Annotated in this window: 11 protein-coding genes and 2 tRNA genes; 4 read left to right on the forward strand and 9 right to left on the reverse strand. The window is 69.3% G+C overall.

Features of this window, described 5'->3' with window-relative positions; genetic code table 11:
* The first annotated feature begins 53 nt into the window (after positions 1–53).
* Together CFN17_RS19220 and CFN17_RS19225 are read left to right on the forward strand one after the other, a co-directional pair.
* Positions 54–842: a PspA/IM30 family protein gene (locus CFN17_RS19220; protein WP_208749262.1), complete on the forward strand. Its 789-nt coding sequence runs from the start codon at positions 54–56 to the stop codon at positions 840–842.
* A gap of 94 nt (positions 843–936) precedes the next feature.
* Positions 937–2,361, forward strand: coding sequence for a deoxyribodipyrimidine photo-lyase (locus CFN17_RS19225; protein WP_208749263.1), 1,425 nt, complete (start codon positions 937–939; stop codon positions 2,359–2,361).
* Between the two features lie 96 nt (positions 2,362–2,457).
* Here the strand turns inward: CFN17_RS19225 and CFN17_RS19230 are convergent.
* The 4 genes from CFN17_RS19230 to CFN17_RS19245 all read right to left on the reverse strand — a co-directional run bounded on the left by CFN17_RS19230 (position 2,458) and on the right by CFN17_RS19245 (position 7,284).
* Positions 2,458–2,534, reverse strand: a tRNA-Met gene (locus CFN17_RS19230).
* Positions 2,535–2,698: 164 nt separating this feature from the next.
* Positions 2,699–2,772 (reverse strand) — tRNA-Met (locus tag CFN17_RS19235).
* 184 nt (positions 2,773–2,956) lie between these two features.
* Positions 2,957–5,956, reverse strand: coding sequence for a UPF0182 family protein (locus tag CFN17_RS19240; protein ID WP_208749264.1), 3,000 nt, complete (start codon positions 5,954–5,956; stop codon positions 2,957–2,959).
* A gap of 215 nt (positions 5,957–6,171) precedes the next feature.
* A complete protein-coding gene (locus CFN17_RS19245; RefSeq protein ID WP_208749265.1) occupies positions 6,172–7,284 on the reverse strand; it encodes a PDZ domain-containing protein in 1,113 nt (370 codons plus the stop codon).
* Positions 7,285–7,449: 165 nt separating this feature from the next.
* Between CFN17_RS19245 and CFN17_RS19250 the strand changes: the two genes are divergently transcribed.
* Positions 7,450–8,937 (forward strand): zinc-dependent metalloprotease, encoded by a 1,488-nt coding sequence (locus CFN17_RS19250; protein ID WP_208749266.1) that lies wholly within the window; start codon positions 7,450–7,452, stop codon positions 8,935–8,937.
* A gap of 27 nt (positions 8,938–8,964) precedes the next feature.
* Here CFN17_RS19250 and CFN17_RS19255 read toward each other — a convergent pair whose 3' ends face one another.
* From CFN17_RS19255 to nudC, 3 genes are all read right to left on the reverse strand, one after another.
* Positions 8,965–9,585 carry a M48 family metallopeptidase gene (locus CFN17_RS19255; RefSeq protein ID WP_208749267.1) on the reverse strand — a complete coding sequence of 207 codons (621 nt, stop codon included), beginning with the start codon at positions 9,583–9,585 and terminating at the stop codon, positions 8,965–8,967.
* Positions 9,585–11,741 carry an ATP-dependent DNA helicase UvrD2 gene (locus CFN17_RS19260; protein ID WP_208751599.1) on the reverse strand — a complete coding sequence of 719 codons (2,157 nt, stop codon included), beginning with the start codon at positions 11,739–11,741 and terminating at the stop codon, positions 9,585–9,587. Before CFN17_RS19260 ends, CFN17_RS19255 begins: the two co-directional genes overlap by 1 nt.
* 153 nt (positions 11,742–11,894) lie before the next feature.
* Complete coding sequence (gene nudC / locus CFN17_RS19265) at positions 11,895–12,899, reverse strand: NAD(+) diphosphatase (protein ID WP_208749268.1); 1,005 nt, start codon at positions 12,897–12,899, stop codon at positions 11,895–11,897.
* 296 nt (positions 12,900–13,195) lie between these two features.
* Here nudC and CFN17_RS19270 point away from each other — a divergent pair, with 296 nt between their 5' ends.
* Positions 13,196–14,605: a macrolide 2'-phosphotransferase gene (locus tag CFN17_RS19270; RefSeq protein WP_208749269.1), complete on the forward strand. Its 1,410-nt coding sequence runs from the start codon at positions 13,196–13,198 to the stop codon at positions 14,603–14,605.
* On the opposite strand, the gene CFN17_RS19275 is transcribed toward CFN17_RS19270, so the two are convergent.
* Positions 14,602–18,060 carry an ATP-dependent DNA helicase gene (locus CFN17_RS19275; protein WP_261792497.1) on the reverse strand — a complete coding sequence of 1,153 codons (3,459 nt, stop codon included), beginning with the start codon at positions 18,058–18,060 and terminating at the stop codon, positions 14,602–14,604. The genes CFN17_RS19270 and CFN17_RS19275 overlap by 4 nt on opposite strands.
* 98 nt (positions 18,061–18,158) lie before the next feature.
* Positions 18,159–21,470, reverse strand: coding sequence for an ATP-dependent DNA helicase (locus CFN17_RS19280; RefSeq protein WP_208751600.1), 3,312 nt, complete (start codon positions 21,468–21,470; stop codon positions 18,159–18,161).
* Positions 21,471–21,505: the final 35 nt, after the last annotated feature.

Raw genomic sequence — 21,505 nt, forward strand, 5'->3', positions numbered from 1 at the left:
CAAGTGAGCAGGACAACTGAGCATGACAATTGAGCAGGACGAAAGGTAAAACCATGGTTAAGCAGTCCATCTTCGGCCGTATGGCACAGCTGGCGAAGGCCAACATCAACTCGTTGTTGGACCAGGCCGAGGATCCGCAGAAGATGCTGGACCAGATGGTCCGTGACTACACGAACAACATCGCGGAGGCCGAATCCGCCGTCGCCCAGACCATCGGCAACCTGCGTATGCTCCAGGATGACTATAACGAGGACGTCCGCAATGCCCAGGACTGGGGCAACAAGGCCCTCGCGGCGTCCCGGAAAGCCGACGAATACCGGGCCAAGGGCGATATCGGCGACGCCGAGAAGTTCGACAACCTCGCCAAGGTGGCCCTGCAGCGCCAGATCGCCTCGGAAAACGAGGCCAAGGCCGCCGAGCCGGGCATCGCGTCCCAGTCCGAGGTGGTGGACAAGCTCAAGCAGGGCCTTGACCAGATGAAGGGCAAGCTCAATGAACTGACCAGCAAGCGCAACGAGCTGGTAGCCCGGTCCAAGACCGCGGCGGCGCAGAGCCAGGTCCACGACGCCCTCAAGAGCATCAACATCATGGACCCCACCTCCGAGGTGGGCCGCTTCGAAGAGAAGATCCGCCGCGAGGAGGCCAAGGTCAGGGGCCAGCAGGAACTTGCCGCCTCCAGCTTGGACGCCCAGTTCAACGCGCTCGAGGACCTCGGCGAACAGACCGAAATCGAGGCCCGGCTCGCCGCGCTGAAGTCGGGCAGCGGCCCCGCGGCCATCGGCACCGGAGACCGCGCCGCCGCCGGCTCCACAGTGGACGAGGCCGACTTCGACAAGCTCTAAGCTGTCCGCCGGGCGGGCCTGGGACCGCAGGCCCGCCCGGCGCGGTTGCCCCCTTTCGCGCTGTACCGGGATCCGACGCGTGTAGCGTGGGTCCATGTCTGCGACCATTGTTTGGCTCCGCGACGACCTCCGGCTGGATGACAATCCTGCCCTGACGGAGGCCGCCGCCCTCGGCACCCCCCTGACCGTTGTCTACATCCTCGACGAGGAGTCGCCCGGCATCCGGCCCCTGGGCGGTGCCGTGAAGTGGTGGCTCCACCATTCCCTCACCGGGCTTGCCGCCAGCCTCGAAGCCGTAGGCTCGCGTCTGGTGCTCCGGCGCGGACCGGCCGCCCCGATCATCCGCGAGCTCGCCGCGGAGACGTCCGCCAACACCCTGGTGTGGAACCGCCGCTATGGCGCACCCGAACGGGCGGTGGATGCCGGCCTGAAAAGCTGGGCGGCCAGCGAGGGCATCAACGCGGGGAGCTTCCAGGCCAACCTCTTGTTCGAACCCTGGACGGTTCGCACCGGCGGCGGGGGGCCCTACAAGGTCTTCACCCCGTTCTGGAAGGCCTGCCTGGCCGGCGCCGAGCCCCGCCAGCCCCAGCCCGCTCCGGAGCGGCTCCCTGGCCCGGCCCGCACCGGCCACGGAACCTTGCCGTCGAGCGACTCCCTCGACGGCTGGGGATTACTCCCCCGCCGTCCCGACTGGAGCACCGGCTTGGCGGCCACCTGGACACCGGGTGAAGGCGGCGCCCACAGCCGGCTGGCGGATTTCGTGGACGGACCGGCCGCCGAGTACGGCACCGGGCGCGACATCCCGGGGGTGGAAGGCACCAGCCGGCTCTCACCCCATCTGCGCTTCGGCGAAATCAGTCCCTTCCGGATCTGGCACACGCTACTGGACCACTTCGGGCCGCGCATACCGGCCGACGTCGGGATCTTCCGTTCCGAACTCGGCTGGCGGGAGTTCTGCTGGCAGCTGCTCTATGAGAACCCGGACCTGGCCACGCAGAACTACCGGCACGAGTTCGACCGGTTCCAGTGGCAGCCGCCGTCGAAAGCCGAACTGGAGGCCTGGCAGCAGGGCCGCACGGGCTACCCGCTGGTGGACGCCGGCATGCGCCAGCTCTGGCAGACGGGCTGGATGCACAACCGCGTGCGGATGGCGGCGGCATCGTTCCTGGTGAAGAACCTGCTGGCCGACTGGCGGCTGGGCGAGGCATGGTTCTGGGACACACTGGTGGACGCCGATGCCGCCAGCAACCCGGCCAACTGGCAGTGGGTCGCGGGGTCCGGGGCCGACGCATCCCCCTATTTCCGGATCTTCAACCCGGTCACCCAAAGCAAGAAGTTCGACGCCCCGGGACGCTACCTGCGCGGCTACATTCCGGAGCTCGCCGCCCTGGACGACAAGTCCGTCCACGAGCCGTGGAAGGCCAACGGGGACGCCTCCGGCTATCCGGCGCCAATCGTGGACCTCGCCGAGACCCGTGCCCGGGCCCTGGCAGCCTACCAGCGACTCAAGGACGCCTGAGGGCAGCCCCGCCCGCCCGGGGAGCGCCAAGTCTCATGGAACGGCAAAGGCCCGGATCATCAGATCCGGGCCTTTGCGAGCACCGCTGGCGCTTACTGGTTGCGGGGACAGGATTTGAACCTGTGACCTCTGGGTTATGAGCCCAGCGAGCTACCGAACTGCTCCACCCCGCGTCGCTCGATCAACAATACCCTACTTTTGACCGCCCCATGACCACCCTGGTTTTCCGACGATTCTGCCGCCGGCCCAGGGTGGCGGCCGCGCTCCTTGCCCGCGGGACGCACTTAAAGCAGAAGGTCCGGAACACTATTTCCAGTGTTCCGGACCTTCGCTTCAGTTGCGGGGACAGGATTTGAACCTGTGACCTCTGGGTTATGAGCCCAGCGAGCTACCGAACTGCTCCACCCCGCGTCGCACAAACAACTCTACCTGCCGGTGAACTTCAGGCCAAATCGAGGTGACGTGATGTGCATCTCCCCCGCCCCGCCGCCGGTGAGACCGTCCGGAAATGGCACCGGCCGGGCCCAACCTCCGTGGAGGTCAAGCCCGGCCGGTGTCCGGCGATTGGGCGCCGGTGTCCGTTACTGCGGGTGCATCAGCTGCCGGCGGTAGCCGACGGACTGGGCGACGCCGTGGGAGCCGCGGTGGCTGCCGGAGCCGGCGCGGACGCCACTTCCAGCTTCGCCTCGGCCTCCAGGGCCTTCTGCAATGCTGCGGCGAGCTTCTTCTGCTGCTCGCCGTAGGTCGCGAAGTCACCCTTGGCGAGCGCGTCCTGGCCGGCCTTGATCGCGGCGTTGGCCTCGTCGAGTGCGGCCTTCAGTTGCGCCTTGGCATCCGTGGTTCCGGGAGCCGGCGCTTGGCCGCCGGGGGTGGCGGGTGTTTGCCCCTTGTTCCCCGAGTCTCCTGCCGCAGCCCCGGAGTTGCCGCCGAACAGCTGGTTCAGGGCCTCGTTCAGGGTGGGCGCGAAGCCGATCTTGTCGCCGAACGCCACGAGGACCCGCTGCAGCGTCGGGTACGAGGTCTCACCCGTGGAGCGCAGATAGACGGGCTGGACGTACACCATGCCGCCGCCGACCGGCAGGGTCAGGAGGTTGCCGTTGAGCACCGCCGAGGCGCCCTGCCGCAGCAGGTTCAGGGCCTGCGACACGGTGGGGTCTGAGTTGAACTTGTTCTGTGCCTGGCCGGGGCCGGGCACCTGGGTTTCCGGCGGGATCTGCAGGAGCCGGAGCTGGCCGTAGCTTTCGGCCTTGACGCCCTTCTGGTTGCCGGCGTCGGAATCGGCGGCCAGGTAGCCGTAGAGCACGTTGCGGGCGTTGCCGTTGACCACCTGCGGGATGAACGAGGACGTCAGCTGGAACGCCGGCTTGTCCTGGTCCGGCATCTTCAGCGACATGTAGTACGGCGGCTGCTTGACCTCGTCCTGGACGGTGGGGTCGTTGGGCACGGACCACGCGTCAATGTTCGTGTAGAAGCTGTCCGGGTTGGTCACGTGGTACCGGCCCAGGAGTTCGCGCTGGACCTTGAACAGGTCTTCCGGGTACCGGACGTGGCTCATGAGCGCACCCGACATCTCCGAGTAGGGCTTGAGCGAGGTCGGGAAGACCTTCTGCCACGCCTTCAGGACGGGGTCCTGGTCATCCCAGGCATACAGCGTCACGGAGCCGTCATAGGCATCCACCGTGGCCTTGACCGAGTTGCGGATGTAGTTGACCGAACTGTTCGGCAGGGCGACCGTCCGGTTCGCGGCGGTCTGCGAGTCGGCCGTGGCGGCGGACAGCTGCTCCTGCTGGGAGTACGGGAAGTACGGGCTCGTGGTGTAACCGTCCACGATCCACTTCACCCGCCCGTCGACGACGGCGGGGTAGGCATTGCCGTCGACCGTCAGGTACGGGGCAACCTTCTCGACGCGGTCCCGCGGGTTGCGGTCGTACAGGATCTGCGACTCGGCGTTCACGCCGTCGGAGAGCAGCATGTCCGAGGACTGGAACTTGATCGAGTAAAGGATCTTGTTGAAGAAGCTGCCGACGTTCGGGCCGCCGTTGCCGGTGAAGGTGTACTGCGTTTCGCCGTCGCCTTCCTTGGCCGCGGGCCGGTCCTGCTCGCGGTGCGGTGCGCCGGCCGGCGCACCGACGATCGAGTAGTCCGGTGAGTTCTCGCCGAAGTAGATGCGCGGCTGGTAGGTCGAATCGTTGCCGAGCGCGCCGGTGGACGGGATGCCCGCCTGCAGGAAGTCCGGCTTGCCGTCCACGGTGAACGTGTTGCCCTTGGCCGCGACGACGCCGTAGCCGTGCGTGTAAACGACGTGCCGGTTCAGCCAGGATTGCTGGTTCGTGGCCAGACCGTCAGGGTTGAGTTCACGGACGGCGATGACCGTGTCCTGGGTCTTGCCGTCGATCTGGTAACGGTCCACATTCAGTGCCTTGGGGAACTGGTAGTAGGGCCGGTACTGCTCAAGCTGGGAGAACGCATCCGAGATCAGGTTCGGATCCAGCAGGCGGATGTTTGCGGTGGTCTGCTGGTCGGGGGCCAGGGCGCCGGTGGTGGCGTTGGTGGTGGCGTTGTACCGGGTTTCCTGGACCTTATCCAGGCCGTAGGCGGCACGGGTCATGGCGATGTTGCGCTGGATGTACTGGTTCTCCAACGTCTGCTCCGACGGGCGGACCTGGAACTGCTGGATGACCCACGGGTAGACGCCGCCGGCGAGGATGGCCGTGATCACCAGCATGGCCGTGCCGATCACCGGAAGGCGCCACTTGCCGATGATGGCGGCGACGACGAAAAGGACGGCCACGATGACTGCGGCCACGGCCAGGATGGCCTTGGTGGGAATGACGGCGTTCACGTCCGTGTAGAGCGCACCGGCCCAGCGGCCGTTGTTGTTCTGTACGGTGGCGTACCTGTCCAGCCAGAAGTTGATGCCCAGCAGCACGAGGAACGCGGCGCCCGTGACCGCGAGGTGGATCTGCGCGGCGCGGCTGGTGAAGATCCCGCGTTCCATGATCCGGATGCTGCCGTAGAGGTAGTGGGTGAGGATGCCCGCCAGGCCCGCCACCACCGTGACACTGATGAGGAACCCGGTGACGAAGCCGAGGAAAGGCAGCGTCATGAGGTAGAAACTGATGTCCAGGCCGAACTGCGGATCATTCTGTCCGAACGGCTCCTGGTTCAGGAACAGCAGGACCTTCTGCCACTGGCTGGCGGCGGCGCTGCCGGCGAACAGGCCAAACAGGATGGGGACACCCACCATCACGACCCGCCGGATGGGCTCGAGCTGGACCTGGTACCGGTTCAGGTTGTCCCGGACCTCCGAATCAGGGGCGTACACCGGCCGGGCGTGGTAGGCGATCCTGATGGCAAAGAACACGGCGGCAAACATGATCGCGAAACCGACCAGGAAGATCACGATCCTGGCCACGTTCTCGGTCATGAACACTTCGAAGAAGCCCAACTGCTGGTACCAGAGGACATCCGTCCAGACGTTGGCGAAGAAGATGAATCCGACCACGATCAGGGCCACGATGATCAGCGTCGGCGTCAGGGCGCCGCGTCGTGTCTGGGGTCTTCCGGGCGGGACAGTGCTGGCGGGACGGGACAAACTCGGTACCTCATAGCTGGTCGTCTACTGCTGGTTTTCAGTTATTGGTCGCTACCGTGTCTCAGTCCTTCGACTAAGGTCGCGGCATTGCAGGGTTGATGCATTCTAACGGCCGGTCCTGCCGTTCCGTCAGGGCCCTCCAACAGGTCCCGGCGGGGCGGCGTCGGCCGTCATTAGTGCCACGAGTGAGGCTGGCGCTTAGTTCCGCGGTCAGTCTAGTTGCTGGTGCACACCGGCAGACCGGATGTGTCGCCGCCTGACGCGGCCAGTTCAACCGCTTTGCGGGCGTCGGTGAGGTTCTCCACCTTGACGACCTGCAAGCCGTCGGGAATGTGGCCCACGACGTCGTCGCAGTTGGCCGCCGGTGCCAGGAACAACGTGGCACCACCGGACCGTGCTCCCAGCATTTTCTGGGCGATTCCGCCAATCGGGCCCACGGCGCCGTCCGGGGCGATGGTCCCGGTCCCGGCAATGTGCTTTCCCCCGGTCAGGTCCCCGGGGGTGACGGTGTCGATGATGCCGAGCGCAAACATCATGCCGGCGCTGGGTCCGCCCACCTTGTCCAGGGAGATTTTGACGTCAAACGGGAAGGTGAACTTGTACTGGAGCAGGACGCCGAGGATGTAGCGGCCGGAACTGTTCTTGGCCGGGGTGATCGTGACGGGCACCTGGCTGCCGCTACGGTCCACGATGACCTTGACCGGCTTGCCGTTGCCGGCTGCCAACTCCGCCTGGACCACGCCGAGGCCGGTGATGGGCTTGCCATTGATGGACACCAGAACGTCGCCGGTCTGCAGCAGGCCCTTCGAGGCGGAGCCGTCCGGCAGGCCGGCGACCTCCATCTTCTGCCCGAACGGGATATTCAGCTCCTTCAGAGCGGACGCAACGGCGTTCTCCTGGGAGGTGGTCATCGCGGTCGCGCTCTCCTGCTGGGACTGTTCCTTCGTCACTCCCGTCGGGAACAGCAGTTCCTCGGGGTAGACGGCTTTGGCCCCGTTGAGCCACGCGGCAAACGCCTCGAACACGCTGACGGGGCCGTTGGGACCGCCGTCGACATAGACAGTGGTCAGATCAAGGTTGCCCTTGGCCGGGAAGGTCTCGTGGCCGGTGACGCTGATGACCGGTTTGCCGTTGTCCTCGCCGATGGTGTTGAAGATAGGACCCGGCGATTCGACCACGTACGGCACCGGGAGGCTCACGGCAGTGATGCCAAGGGCCGCGGCAAGAAGCCCGGAGACGAGCATCGCTGAGGACCGGCGCTTCCGCCTGCCACGGACCGGGGCGGACGCCGGGTCGCTGGCGGGCTGCTCACCTTGGGTGACTGTCATTGAACGACCTCTCCGTGCAAACATTCCAGCTTCCAAGACTACGCGCTTGGCCGCCCCCGCCCGCTCTTTGCCGACAGCGAACGGGGCCTAGTTTCGGCAGACAGCCCCTCTCGCCGAGGGGTACCGTGAAGTTGAGAAGCAGCCACACCGACGATCGGCGGGATCATGACCTCCAACCCACTCAATCCGTCCAATGGCGACGAGGAACCCAAGGACCCGCTGGCAGAAATGCTCAAGAACCTGATGGGCGGCCAGGGCATGGGCAACATCGACCCCGCCGAACTCGCCAAGGCCGCCGGCCTCCCGGACGACCCCAACCTCCTGGCCCAGATGTTCTCCCAGGTGCAGGCCATGATGAGCGCCCCCTCGGAGGGGCCCGTCAATTGGAAGCTGGCGCACGAGAACGCCCGGCGGGTGGCTGCCAGCAGTTCTGACCCCTCGGTCACCGCACACCAGTCGCGGGAGGTCGATGAGGCCCTGCGGCTCGCAGAACTCTGGCTCGACCAGGTCACCGCCCTTCCGGCCACCGGTCTGATCGGCCGGGCCTGGTCCCGCGCCGAATGGGTTGAGGAGACCCTCGGAACATGGAAGCGGCTGACCGAGCCGGTGGCCAACAGCATCGCCAACGCGCTCTCCGCCGCCATGACCGAACAGATGCCCGAGGAAATGAAGTCCATGATGGGCGGCGCCTCCTCCATGATCCAGAACATGGGCGGGGCGATATTCGGCATGCAGCTCGGCCAGGCAATCGGCGCGCTCTCGGCCGAAGTGGTCAGCTCGACGGACATCGGCGTGCCCCTGGCCGACCTGGAAATGGCGCTCCTGCCGGCCAACGTGGCGAAGTTCGGCGAAGGTCTCAGCCTGCCGGAGAACGATATCCGCCTGTTCCTCGCGGTGCGGGAGGCCGCCCACGCGCGTCTCTTCGTCCAGGTCCCCTGGCTGCGCGGGCATCTCCTCAGCGCCATCGAGGCGTACGCGCGGGGCATCCACATCGACACGTCCAAGATCGAAGAACTTGCGCGGGACATCGATCCCAGCAACCCGGAAGGCATCCAGGAAGCGCTCTCGCAGGGCGTCTTCATGCCGCAGCGCACGCCCGCCCAGGAGCAGGCCCTCGAGAAGCTGGAAACGGCCCTCGCCTTGGTCGAAGGCTGGGTGGACGAACTCACCTGGGGCGCCACCGAGAAGCTGCTGCCCTCCGCCGCGGCATTGCGTGAGACCGTCCGGCGGCGCCGCGCCACCGGCGGGCCCGCGGAGCATGCGTTCTCATCGCTGGTGGGCCTGGAGCTGCGGCCCCGCCGGCTCCGCGAGGCCGCCACGTTGTGGGCGTCGCTGAAGGAAGAACGCGGCATCGAGGGCCGCGATGACGTCTGGAAGCACCCCGACCTGCTGCCCACCGCCGAGGACCTCGACGATCCCCAAGGCTTCAGCGGACGCCGGGCACTTGCCGAAGCCAGTGACAGCGAGGTGGACGACGCCCTGCAGAAACTGCTGAGCGGAGGCTTCGACGAACCAGCCGACGGCGATGCGGCTGCCGCCGGAACCGGCGACAACGACAGCGACAACGACAGCGACAACGACCGCAACGACGACGACAGCAGGGACGACAGCGAGGGCGGGGCGCCGGACGAGGGTGGCGGCCCCAAGGCCTGACGTACGGGCCCGGGCGCTACCCGAACACTAGGAGGCCCCGGCCGGGATTTCGGTTCCGTCCGGGGCCTCGTCGTACCCGCCGCCGGGTGCCAGGCCGCGGGAGGTCGCGAACGAGACACCCTCGAGGAATGCCTTGGCGCGTTCCGTCTCCGGGTACGCCGTCAGCAGCCGCCAGAACGCGGCGTCGTGGCCGGCCACCAGCAGATGGGCCAGCTCGTGGAGCAGCACATAGTCGATCACCCACTGCGGCATGGGCTGAAGTTTCGCCGAGAGCCGGATGGTCCCTTCGGACGGAGTGGCCGAGCCCCATCGCGAGTTCTGGTTCGTGACCCAGCGGACCGAGGACGGCACCGCCCGGCCGCCCAGGTACTTGGCTGAGAGTTCGGCGGCGCGGGCGGCGAGCTCGGCATCATTGCGCGGCCGGCGCCGGCCGGTGCCGCCCGCGCCGCGGGTCCCTTGGAGCCGCAGTTTTTCGAGCATGCGGTGTACCCACTCCTGCTCCTGGGCACGGCTGAAGGAGGCGGGAATGGCGACGACGGCGGTGCCGTCCTCCCAGAACGCGGCGACTGTCCGGCGCCGGCGGGCGGACCGGCGCACCACCACCGGGGCGCCGTCGGCGGTGGTCAGCGGTGTGGTTCCGCCGGGCATCAGCGTTCCGTGCTTTCCGCCAGGACCGTCAGGACGGCCTCGCCGTATTTTTCCAGTTTGGAGGGCCCCACGCCGGCGAGTTTCGCCAGTTGTTCGAGCGAGCCGGGGCGGGCCTCGGCGATGGCGGTCAGGGTGGCGTCGGTGAACACGACGAACGCCGGCACCTCGGCCTCCAGGGCGACGTCCTTCCGCCACTGCCGCAGGGCCTCGAACGTCTGCTCCTCGTAGCTGGGCGGACACTGGTTGCAGCGCCCCACCTTGCGTTCGGCCCCGCTGGAGAGCATGCTCCCGCAAACCCTGCACGACGCCGGGACGGCAGCCTTCCGGCGCGGCGCAGCCCCCTTGCCACGGAGCTGGGAGCTGGCCACGGAGTCGGGCCGCAGGCCGTCCAGGAACCGGGAGGGCTTGCGGTTGGCACGGCCGCCCGGCGTCCGGGCGGTAGACCAGGACAGGGATAGATATTCGCGGGCGCGGGTGATGCCCACGTACAGGAGCCGGCGTTCCTCGTCCACGGCTCCCGGGGTGTCGGCGAAGGAAATCGGCATGAGCCCCTCGCTGAGCCCGACAAGGAACACAGCGTCCCACTCCAGTCCCTTGGCGGCGTGCAGTGACGCCAGCGTGACGCCCTGGACGGTGGGCGCATGCTGGGCGAGGGAACGTTCCTGGAGTTCGTTGACGAAGTCGGCCAAACTGAAACGGTCCCCCCGGCTGATGACCAGTTCGTCGGCCAGCGCCACGAGCGCCGCGAGTGATTCCCAGCGTTCCCGGAGCGCGCCGCCGCTGTGCGGGGCGGCGTCGGTGTAGCCGAGGGAGGCGACGATGTCCCGGACGAGCTGCCCGAGCGGCTCGGGCGCGGCGGTTTCGGCCACTGCCCGGGTGGCGGCCCGCAGCTGGAGGATGGCGTCCCGCACTTCCTTGCGGGCGAAGAAGCGCTCACCGCCGCGCAGCTGGTAGCCGATCCCGGCCGACGCCAGCGCCTGTTCGTAGGCTTCGGACTGTCCGTTGGTGCGGAAGAGCACCGCCACCTCGCTGGCCGGTGTGCCGGCGTCGAGCAGTTCACGGATCCGGGCGGCGACCGTGGCCGCCTCGGCCTCGTCGTCGGAGCACTCGGTGAACTGCGGCACCGGGCCCGCCGGCCGCTGCGCCACGAGCTGCAGCGGAGTGGCCCAGGCGGCGTCCGCCGCGGGGCCGCCGCTGCGCCGGCCCGCCAGGAGGTCGTTGGCGAGCTTGACCACCTGCGGCGTGGACCGGTAGTCCCTGATCAGCTTCACCACGTGGGCCCCGGGGTACATGGCCTTGAAGCCGAGAAGATGCTTCGGCGAGGCGCCCGTGAAGGAGTAGATGGTCTGGCTGGCGTCGCCGACGACGCAGAGGTCGTCCCGGCCGCCAAGCCACAGCTCCAGGAGCCGCTGCTGCAGCGGCGAGACGTCCTGGTACTCGTCAACCACGAAGTGCCGGTACTGTTCGCGGACCGTTGCCGCCACTTTGGGGTCCTCCTGCAGGATGCCGACTGTGATCAGCAGGACGTCCTCGAAGTCGATGACATTGCGGTCGGTTTTGACGTCCTCGTAGGACTGGAACACCCGTGCCACGGCTGTCAGGTCGAGGCCGCCGGGCGTGCCGCGGCCCTGCGCGTTTTCCAGGTAGTTCGCCGGGGTCAGCATGGACACCTTGGCCCACTCGATTTCAGAGGCGAGGTCGCGGATGGCGGCGCGGTCTGTGCTGAGCCGGAGCCGCCGCGCCGCCTCGGCAATCATTTGCGCCTTGTGGTCCAGCAGGTTGGGCAGGGCGCCGCCGATCGCCTGCGGCCAGAAGAACTGCAGCTGGCGCAGCGCGGCGGCGTGGAAGGTTCGGGCCTGGACGTTGCCGGCGCCCAGGTCACGGAGCCGGCTGCGCATCTCGGCGGCGGCCCGGGCCGTGAAGGTGACCGCCAGAAGCCTTTGCGGGCTGTAGACCCCCGAGTGCACGCCGTACGCGATCCGGTGCGTGATCGCCCGGGTCTTGCCGGTACCGGCGCCGGCCAGCACGCACATGGGCCCCTGGAGGGTGCTGGCAACTTCGCGCTGTTCGGCGTCGAGTCCGCCGAGGATCCGCTCTTCCAGGGAGCGTGTGTCCGGGGCGGGGCCGGTGGTGCCGGCATCGCCCGGGGCGGGCACGCCGCCGGGAAGGGCGCTGAAATCCAACTTCCCTGCGCTGGATGTCGCTGCGCCGGATGTCTCTGCGCCGGATTTCTTGGGGTTCGATGTCTCTGGGATCACTTTTTGCTGCTCAGTCGGTAGTCGGGGTCCTGCGGAAGGCGTCAGCCCGGGTCAGGCGTTGTCCGCGGCGTCCTGGATGACGCCGCCGTACCAGTGTTCGATGAGGGACCGGGCGATGGACAGCCGGCTCGAAATGACGATCTCGCCGCTGAGGACGGCTTCCTGCAGTTCGCTGCGGCTGAACCAGCGCGCCCTGGTGACCTCGACGCCGTCGGGCCGGGCCTCCGTGTCCGCGGTGCGGGCCGTGAAACCGAGCATCAGCGACGCGGGGAAGGGCCAGGACTGCGATCCGAGGTATTGCGAGGCGGTGACACGGACCCCGACTTCCTCGCCGATTTCGCGCTGCACCGCCTGTTCGAGCGATTCCCCCGGCTCGACGAAGCCGGCGAGCGTGGAATAGTTCCGGGCGTCGAGCGGACCGCCGCCGCCCAGCAGGATCCTGTCATCGGGACCCACCACGGTCACGATGATGGCCGGGTCCGTCCGGGGGAAGTGCTCGGAGTTGTCGGCCGGGCAGCGGCGGACCCAGCCGCCGGCCTCCGCCTGCGTGGGCGTGCCGCAGCGCGGGCAGTGCGTGTGGGTGGCGTGCCAATTGGCGATGGCGCTGGCTTCGATGAACAGCGCCGTGTCCGTGGGGTTCAGCCGGGCCGCGACTTCACGGAACCCTGCCCACTGGGCGTCCGTGGGGATCCCGGCCACATGGGTCTCGAATTCCTCGGCCCGGACCTCAAACTGGGCCGGCAGGACGAAGAGGACGAGTTCGGTGCCGGCGTCCAGGTCCGCCCCTGCCAGGGCCGAACCCAGGTAGATCACGTGCTCGGGAGCGTACGGGGTGTTCGCCAGGTGCTCGGCGAGTTCGGCCGCATTCAGCAGCACGAGGCGGCTGTCGCTGACCAGGGCCTGGCGCCCGGAGAGCACCACGGCCCGCGCCGCGCCTGCGCGGATCACCTCGGCCAGCATGCCGGGCTTCTGCCGTGCCGCCGAGCCGCGGTCGATCAGGGCCGGATGCACTGGCAGCACCGTCTCCATCAGGTGGTTTGCCGGGAGGAGCTGCACGGGGTTAGCTGCACCTTGGGGCGCCACAGGATCAGAGGGCGTCGTTGGTGAAGTCGGCGTTGATGAAGGGGGCGTTGATGAAGCTGATGATGACTCCGCAAGACTCATGTACCCACCGTACTGACTCGGGCAGACAATTGACATTTGCCGTCCACAGGCCCGGGCCCTGGGCGGCGGCGTCCGGGATTGTCCATTTGCCGCAGATTTACCCCGGATTTGACGCTGATTTACCCCCGATCTCAAGACTCGCCGGAGTGCATCGCCGTCCTGGGCGCCGCTCAATCTACCGTGGAGGGGTGAGAAGGAACCCAATCGAACTGGCAGCTGTAGCAACTGCGGCGGTACCCGGCCTGACCCCGACCGCCGTCAGTTCCGCGCCCGACGATCCGGCAGACTTCGACGCGGCCCTGCTGGTGGACTGCGAGGGTAAGCGGTGGCGTGTCCGCTGCCCGCGGCATGCCGAGGCCAGCACCCGGCTGGAAACCGAATTCCTGGTCCTGAGGGCCTTCGCGCCGGGTATCCGGGCGGAACTGCCGTTCCTCATACCCACCGTCGCCGGCACCGTCCGGCAGGGCCAGCTCAGCACGTTTGTCTACTCGCACCTGGCCGGTGCGACCCGTTCCCTGGACGACCTCAGCAGCGGCTCCGCTGCCCTGGCCGGGGAAATCGGGGCGGCTTTGGCCGCGATCCATGACTTGCCCCGGACCCTTGTGAGCAATGCGGACCTTCCCAGCTACACGCCCAACGAATTCCGCCAGCGGCGCCTGAACGAACTCGACCAGGCCGCCACCACCGGGAAGATCCCGCCGCTGCTGCTGCGGCGCTGGGAACACGCCATGGAGGACGTGACCCTCTGGCGGTTCAACCCCTGCGTGGTCCATGGCGACCTGCACGAGGACAACATTTTGGTCGAGGGCGACCGCGTGACCGCCGTGACGGGCTGGACCGACCTGCGGATCGGCGACCCGGCGGACGACATGGCGTGGCTGGTGGCCTCGAACGAGCAGGACTTTGTGAACGCTGTCCTGGAACACTACACCTCGGCCCGGCGGGACGTTCCCGATGCCCACCTGTTGCGGCGTGCGGCCCTGTCCGCCGAGTTCGCGCTGGCGCAATACCTGGTCAAAGGCCTGGCCGCCGGCAACCAGGAGATGATCGGCGAGGCCGAATCGATGCTCGCCGCCCTGGCCGACGACGTCGCCGTCCACGGCGGACAGCCCATCAGCGTGGAGCCGCTGCCGCGGCCGGTCGAGGTGTTGGAAGCAGACGCGGAACGTGCCGACGCCGGCCCCGCCGTCCCGGCCGGTTCCGCCGGCCCCGCGGCGCAGACGACGGCGGCCCGGGTGTCCGGGGTCCGTGCGGTGCCCGCGGTACAGGTGACGCCTATCCCCCTGGAGGAGGCGGTCGACCACTCGGCCACAGAGACCACCGCGGCAGAAACCCCGCAGACCGACGCCGCGGTGACTGACGCACCCGACGCCGGTACTCCCGACACCGGCACTCCCGACGCCGCTGCCCCGGACGCCATGGCACCGGCCGCCGAGGCGCCCGACAGCGACGCCGGCGCGGCAGGGACCGGTGACGCAGCCGACGCCGTCCCTGCAGCAGGCGACGTCCCCACGCAATCCATCGCCGTGGTGGAGCCGGTTGCCGCCAACGAGGCCGGGGACCCGGCCGTCCCGGCGGCCGAGTCCCCGGCCCGCTAACCGGCCGTCCTCCCCAGCGCCGCAGCCACGATTTCTTCCAGCTTCTCCGCTGACCCGAGGTCGTGCGGCCGCACCACCTGATTGTCGGCCACATAGTAGAACGCGGCCCGGACGTCCTCGAGCGGAACATCCTTGAGCCGTGCCCAGGCCAGGCGGTAGACGGCGAGCTGGACTGCTTTCACTTTCAACTGGGCGGCCGGCGGGCGACGGCCCGTCTTCCAGTCCACGAGGTCCCAGCCGCCGTCGGCATCACGGAAGACGGCGTCAATCCGTCCCCGGACCACGACGTCGCCGATCCTGGTCTCGACCGGAACCTCGACATGAGCGGGGGCGCGGTGTGCCCACTCGGATTGGCGGAAGGTTTCCACCATGGAGTCCAGGCCGTAAGCCTCGTCGATGTGGTCGTCGGCCCCGGCGGCCTCACCAAGGTCCAGCATCCCGGCGGCGCCGAAGTATTCCTCGACCCAGGCGTGGAACGCCGTGCCCTTTCGCGCGGACATTCCCGGTTCGCGCGGAACCGGCCGGCGCAGCCTGGCCACGACGGCGTCCGCGTCCTCGTCCAGGTCCACCAGGGTGGAGGCGGAAATATGGCCGGGAAGATGCACGTCCTGGACCACTGCACGCCGCGACCGGCGTTCCAGCAAGGTGGCCGCCTCCCTGGCCCACCCGGCCGCCGGACCGCGAAGGGCCCGCCGCCGGGCATCGTCTGTGCTGTCGGTGCCGTCGGTGCGCGCGGTGGCTGCGGCGGGGTCGACCGCCTGCAGGACCCGGGCCGCGGCCGATTCCATGGCCGCCCGGCGGCCCGGGACAAGCCGCAGCCGTTTGCCTGTCCGGGGATCGTAGGGCCCTTCGAGTGGGTCGTAGGGCCATTCGGCGACTTCGAGTTCGGAGGTCAGGGGGCTTTCGGCCGGCAGCGCGTCCTCGCTCACGGACTGCGGATGGATTTCGGCGGCGCCCTCCGCGGCGAGGCCTTCGAGCTCGGCGAGGAAGGGCGACATCCCGGCCAGTCCGGCGCGCGAGCCCACCCACGCGGCACTGGAAATCCACAGCACGTGTTTGGCGCGGGTGTAGGCCACGTAGGCCAGGCGGCGTTCCTCAGCTTCGCCGTGCGCCTGCACGGCGGACTTGAACTCCTTCTCGGCGTCGAGCCAGCCTTTCTGGTCCGGCTGGTCCAGGTCCCACTGGGGAAGGTCGGCGCGGTCACCGCGCAACGGCCAGGGCAGGGCCGCGCTTCCGCTGCTCCACCGCGAGTCCCGGCTGCTGGGGAACGCCCCGGCGTTGAGCCCGGGAACGAACACGACATCCCATTCCAGTCCCTTGGAGGCGTGCACGGTCAGGAGCTGCACGGCCTCATGGTTAATCTCCGGCGCCGCGGCATCGAGGCCGTTTTCCTCGGCCGCCGCAGCCTCCAGCCAGGCCAGGAAGGCCAGGACATCCACCCGCTGGGCGGTGCGGAGGAACCCGGCGGCGGCGTCCTGGAAGGCGTCCAGGTTGCGCCGGGCCTGGTGGATGCTGATCCCGGAGCGGGCCGCGACCTCGATGTCCAGGAGCATGGCCCGTTCTACCTCGCCGAGCAACATGGTGAGGTCATCCCCCATGAAGCTGCGCAGCTGCCGGAGCTCGTCCGAGAGCCGTTGCAGGCGGCCGCGGGCCTCGGCGCTGAGCCTGCGGCCGTGCGCCGAGGTCCACTCTTCGCGCGGCAGCCAGTCCAAGGCCTCGACCAGGCTCGCGGAGTCCGTGATATCGCCTTCAATCACGGCCTCGTCGGCAGCGTCCCCGTTATCGTCAGTGTCCGGGCTGGCCGAGCGGCCCCGGCGGCGGGCCAGATGGCTGGACCAGTCCTTCAGGGCCATGAGGTCTGCCGGGCCGATCCGCCACCGCGCACCGGCCAGCAGGCGCATGAGGGAGTCCGAGCGGCCGGGGTCGGCCAGGACCCGGAGCGTGGCGACGAGGTCGATGATTTCGGGGGTGTCCAGCAGCCCGCCGAGGCCGACGATTTCATAGGGTATGCCGCGCAGTTCGAACTCGCGCCGGATGCATTCCATCTGGGCGCGCCGCCGGCAGAGGACGGCCATGGCCGGGGGCACCGGATCCGGGTCCTGCGAGCCGTCGAAGTCCGTCACCCGGAATTTTAGGACGTCGCCGGCGATCGCCGCGGCCTCGGCCTCGTCTGTGCCGAAGCGTCCCATCACGACCCTGCCCTGGACCGCGGCGGGGCTGGGCTGCAGGGGCGGGACCTCGACGGCGCCGGCAGTGTCCCGGGCACCGGCGGCACCAAGGCTTGCAGCTGCTTTGCTCAGCGGTGCGGAAATGAGGTTGGCCGTGGCGAGGATGTTGCGGCCGTTGCGCCACGCGGTGGTCAGGTACGACGTCGGCGCCACGGCAAAGCGGGCGGGCGCACCGGCCGTGGGGCTGCTGTGGTCCGCACCGGCGGCGGCAGCGTCCACGCGGGCAGCATCCGCGCCGACGCGGACCGGGAATTCCCGGACGAAGTGGAAGAGCTGCCCGGCGGACGCGCCGCGGAAGCCGTAGATGGACTGGTTCGGGTCCCCCACCGCGGTCACGGCATGGCCGTCACCGAACAGGCGGGAGAACAGGACGAGCTGGGCGTGCGAGGTGTCCTGGAACTCGTCCAGCAGCACCACCTTGTAGCGTTGCCGCTCCGTTTGGGCCGCGACCGGAATCTCGTCGGCCGCCCGTGCGGCCAGGGCCACGAGGTCGCCGAAGTCCAGGGCGCCGCGGGCGCGCTTGGCCGCGGTATAGCGGCCCACCATGTCCGCAACGCTGGCCCGGGTGCGCAGCATGGCGCTGAGCTCGGCCGCGGCCTGCGTGGGGTTCTTCTTGGCGTCGGCGACGTAGGGAAGCGATTCGAACTCGGTGATCCGCTGCAGCAGCCAGTCACCGACCCGGGCCGGGTCCTGGAGGTGTTCCGCGCACTCCCCTGCCAGCTGGATCACGGCTTTGACGAGTGTCGCTTTGGCCGACCGGAAGTGTTCGTAGTCGCCGTCGAACGCTTCCACCACCTCGCTGGCGAGCTGAAACGACTGCGCGCCGCCGAGCAGCACGACGTCGCGCTCGACGCCCAGGCGCAGGCCGTAGTCGGACACGATGCCGCTCGCATAGGAGTGGTAGGTGGAGACCTTCGGTTCGAGCGCATCCGCGCTCAGCAGCCCGGCCGGAAAAATACTGTTCCCGGTGTCGGCGGCCGCGATGCGCTGCAGCGCCGCCAGCTTGGCGCGGATCCTGGAGGCGAGCTCGCCGGCGGCCTTGCGGGTGAACGTCACGCCAAGGACTTCCTCCGGCCGGACCCAGCCGTTGGCCACGAGCCATACCACCCGGTCCGCCATGGTGGCGGTCTTCCCCGAGCCGGCCCCGGCGATGACGAGCCGCGGTGTCAGGGGCGAGGAGATGATCAGGGACTGTTCCGCCGTCGGGCTGTTCTTCTCCCCCAGCATGGCGGAAAGTTCCTCCGGGCTGAACCGCGGCGCGGGAACACCCCCGGACGTCGGCCCTGCAGGCGGTTCTGCCGGGCCGGCCGGGCTGGCTTCGGGAGTCATTCAGTAACCTGCTTTCCCCGCACGCACAGCGGGCACACTTCCGGGAGCCGGCAGCCGTGGCCGCCGTGGCTTCCCTTGGACGGATCATGGCGGGCCTGGAAGGTCCGGCCGGCCATGAGGCGGGCGGCGTCACCGACCATCTCCAGCGCCCAGTTGTCCTGCGGATCCAGGGGCGGCTGGGCCTGGATCCCCGGGCTCTTGGTGGTGGTGCCGAGCTGGGCCAGGACAGCCCCGCCCGGCAGCGGCGGCGGCCCGTCGTCCGGACCGGCGAAGCCGCCGGCCAGCACGGCGGCCTGATAGGCGCCCAGCTGCGGGTGCCGCTCCAGCTCCGCCTTGCCGGGCTGGCGCTTGCCGGTCTTCAGGTCCACGATCACCAGCCGTCCCTCGGCATCGATCTCCAGCCTGTCCACCTGGCCGCGAAGCACGGCGGGCCGCGCCGGGCCTGTGGTGTCGCCGTCGCCGCCTGCTCCGCCGGCGGTGTCCGCGGGAAGGTCCGCCAGCTTGACCTCGAAGTCCTGCTCGATGCCGACCAGGCTCCGGCCTTCGCTGCGCATCACGAGGACATACTGGGCGAGCTTGCGGACCATGGCTTCGGCCCGTTGGAAGTCCAATTTGCCTTCCCAGTTGTCCTTCATCCCGAGCGTGGGCCAGCGCCGGACGAGTTCGGCGACGTATTCGCTGCCCGAGGCGTCCGGGAGGTCCTGCGCAATCGCGTGGACCAGGGTGCCCAGGCTGCGGGCGAAATCCGTGGCGGCTTCGCCGCCCGCGGCCTGGACGAACCAGTCCAGCGGCGACTTCTGCACGGTTTCGACCTTGGACGGCGACACGAAGACCGTGCTGCCGGCCGGGACGACCGGCTCCCCGGACGAGAGCCCGGCCAGTCCCCACCAGCTCTCCGGGTGGGCGCCGGGAACCGGGGGTTGCGCCCCGGCCAGTCCGCCCAGCACGGCCGCTGCCTCGGCCGACTCGGCCCCGGCGGGGTCAAGCTGGGCGTACTGGCGCAGTTCCGCGACCAGCGCCCGGAGTGTCAGCGGGCGCTCGACCGGGGTGAAGCCCCGGCGCTCCTGCCCCGGGAGCAGCGGCGCCACGTAGTCCAGGAAGGAGGACGGCTGCTCGTCCTCCGAGGACACGGCCGTGCAGATCAGCACCTCGCGGGCGCGGGACACCGCGGTGGAAAAGCTCCGGAGTTCGTCGTAGCGGATTTCACGCAGCCGGCTGAGTGGATCCAGCTGCAGGGCGTACTCCACGCCGTGTTCGACGGCGTCGGCGAACAGGGTGCTGCCGAGCAGCTCGCCGCGCAGCCGGGTGTTGGGCCATACGCCTTCCTGGAGCCCGGCCACGATCACGACTGGCCATTCCCGGCCGGCGGCGCTGGCCGGCGTCATGAGTTCCACCGCGTCTTCCACCTGCGCCCGGGCGGCCAGGGTGTCCATGGGGAGTTCCTGGCTCAGCAGGTACTCCAGGAACTGCTCCGGCCCGGAGCCCGGCAGCTGGTCCACAAACCGCTCCGCCGTATGGAACAAGGCCATCATGGCGTCGAGGTCGCGGTCGGCCCGGGCACCGGCAGCGCCTCCGGCCAGGGCAGCGTCGGTCCAGCGTCCGGCGAGCCCGGTGGAGTGCCAGAGCGCCCAAAGGACCGTTTCCGCGTTGCTGCCGGGGGCTCCGGCAGCGTCCCGTCCGGCGCCGATCATCCGCGCGATCCGGCGGGCCGACTGCCCCTCGATGCCCAGCGTGGCCAGGGCGCCGGGCTCCAGCAGGGCCTCGACCAGGAGGGTGTCGCTGGTGCGTCCGCCGCCGCCCAGGAGCTCCTCCCGGCGGAGCGACTGCCGCAGCCGCCTCAGTTCGATCGAGGTGGCGCCGCCGATCCGGGACGTCAGCAAGGACACGGCCGCTTCCGGTGTGAGCGCGGCCGGGTCCAGGGCAACGGCAAAGGCGTCGAGCAGGGGCCGGACGGCGACCTCGTCCCGGACGGCCGATTCGGCCACGGGAATCCGGACCGGGATCCCCTGGCCGGCGAGGTATCGCTGCAGCTGGCTGAGCTGGCCGCCGTTGCGCACGATCACGGCAATGTCCCCGAGGTCCCGGTCGTCGTTGAGCTGTGCTTCGAGGATCCGCTGCGCCACGTACCGCAGTTCGTGGACCGGGGACGGCAGCAGGTGCGCCTCGACGGTCCCTTGTCGGGCGCTGCCGGCGCCGGGATCCCCTTCCGGCTCCGCGGGTTGGCCGGGTTGTTCGAGGCGTCGGGCGGACTGGCCGCCGGAGCGCCGGGCAATGCGCCCTGCCACCGACAGCCACGCCCCGGCCACCTCGGGAGCCTGCCGGTGCGCGGTCCCGAGCGGCCGTTCCAGGATCATTCCGTCCGCAGCCAGCAGGCGGGGAAGTTCCGCCACGAGATCCGGCCGGGCTCCGCGGAAGCCCTGGACGACGGTGTCCGGGGAGGCGGTGATGATGGCATCCTTGCCGGCGGCGACGTCAGCCAGCAGTTCGAAGACCGCAGGGTTGGCCTCCTGAATGTCGTCCACGAGGATCAGCTGCAGGCGGTCGCGCTCGGCGGCGAGGAAATCCGGGGCGTCCTGGAAGATCTGGCGCGCGGCGGTGATGATGCCGGCGGGGTCGAAGGCCTCGGGCATGCGCAGGTCCAGGACGTCGCGGTATTCGGAGTACAGGGCGGCTGCCGGGATCCAGTCGGACCGGTTGCACCGCCGGGCCAGTGCCACGAGGTCCTCGGCCGTCCGCCCGGATTCGATGATCCGGTCAAACAGCTGGCGTACCTCCTGGCGGAACCCGCGGGTCTGCAGGGCGGCGCCCAGGTCCTCCGGCCAGGGCAGTTCGAGCCCGGGCAGGGCATGGCCCTCGAGCAGTTCCTTGATGATGAGGTCCTGTTCCGGGCCGGAGAGCAGCTTGGGCGGGCGGGGCAGCGGCAGGATCCCTTCCGCTTTGGCCCGGCGGATCAGGTCGAAGGCGTAGGAGGCCCAAGTGCGCGCCGGCGTCGTGCTCAGGCTGCGGTCCAGCCGGGCCGTGAAGCGGTCGCGGAGGGTGTCGGCGGCGAGCCGGCCGGGGGCCAGGATGAGCATCCGTTCCGGGTCCAGGCCGTCGCGCCGGGTGCGGTGGACGGCGGCTTCGACGAGGACGGTCGATTTGCCGGTGCCCGGTGCGCCGGGGACCAGGACGGGGCCGGAGCCTGCCGGGAGGTCGACGGCGGCGCGCTGGTCCGGTGAGAGCACCGGCACCGCGCCGTGGTGGGTCCGCGGCGGCAGCAGCCGAAGGCCGGCGCGCGGTCGCGGTGACTGCGTGCTGCGGTCTTGCACGCTGCCGTCTTGCGGGCTGCGGTCTTGCGGGCTGT

The organism is Arthrobacter sp. PM3 (assembly GCF_003352915.1).
GTDB lineage: Bacteria > Actinomycetota > Actinomycetes > Actinomycetales > Micrococcaceae > Arthrobacter.

Bases quoted from the DNA above. Each gene is read 5' to 3' on its own strand.
- CFN17_RS19220 (WP_208749262.1), top strand. From the start codon at position 54: ATGGTTAAGCAGTCCATCTTCGGCCGTATGGCACAGCTGGCGAAGGCC.
- CFN17_RS19225 (WP_208749263.1), top strand. From the start codon at position 937: ATGTCTGCGACCATTGTTTGGCTCCGCGACGACCTCCGGCTGGATGAC.
- CFN17_RS19245 (WP_208749265.1), bottom strand. From the start codon at position 7,284: ATGACAGTCACCCAAGGTGAGCAGCCCGCCAGCGACCCGGCGTCCGCC.
- CFN17_RS19250 (WP_208749266.1), top strand. From the start codon at position 7,450: ATGACCTCCAACCCACTCAATCCGTCCAATGGCGACGAGGAACCCAAG.
- CFN17_RS19255 (WP_208749267.1), bottom strand. From the start codon at position 9,585: ATGCCCGGCGGAACCACACCGCTGACCACCGCCGACGGCGCCCCGGTG.
- CFN17_RS19275 (WP_261792497.1), bottom strand. From the start codon at position 18,060: ATGCTGGGGGAGAAGAACAGCCCGACGGCGGAACAGTCCCTGATCATC.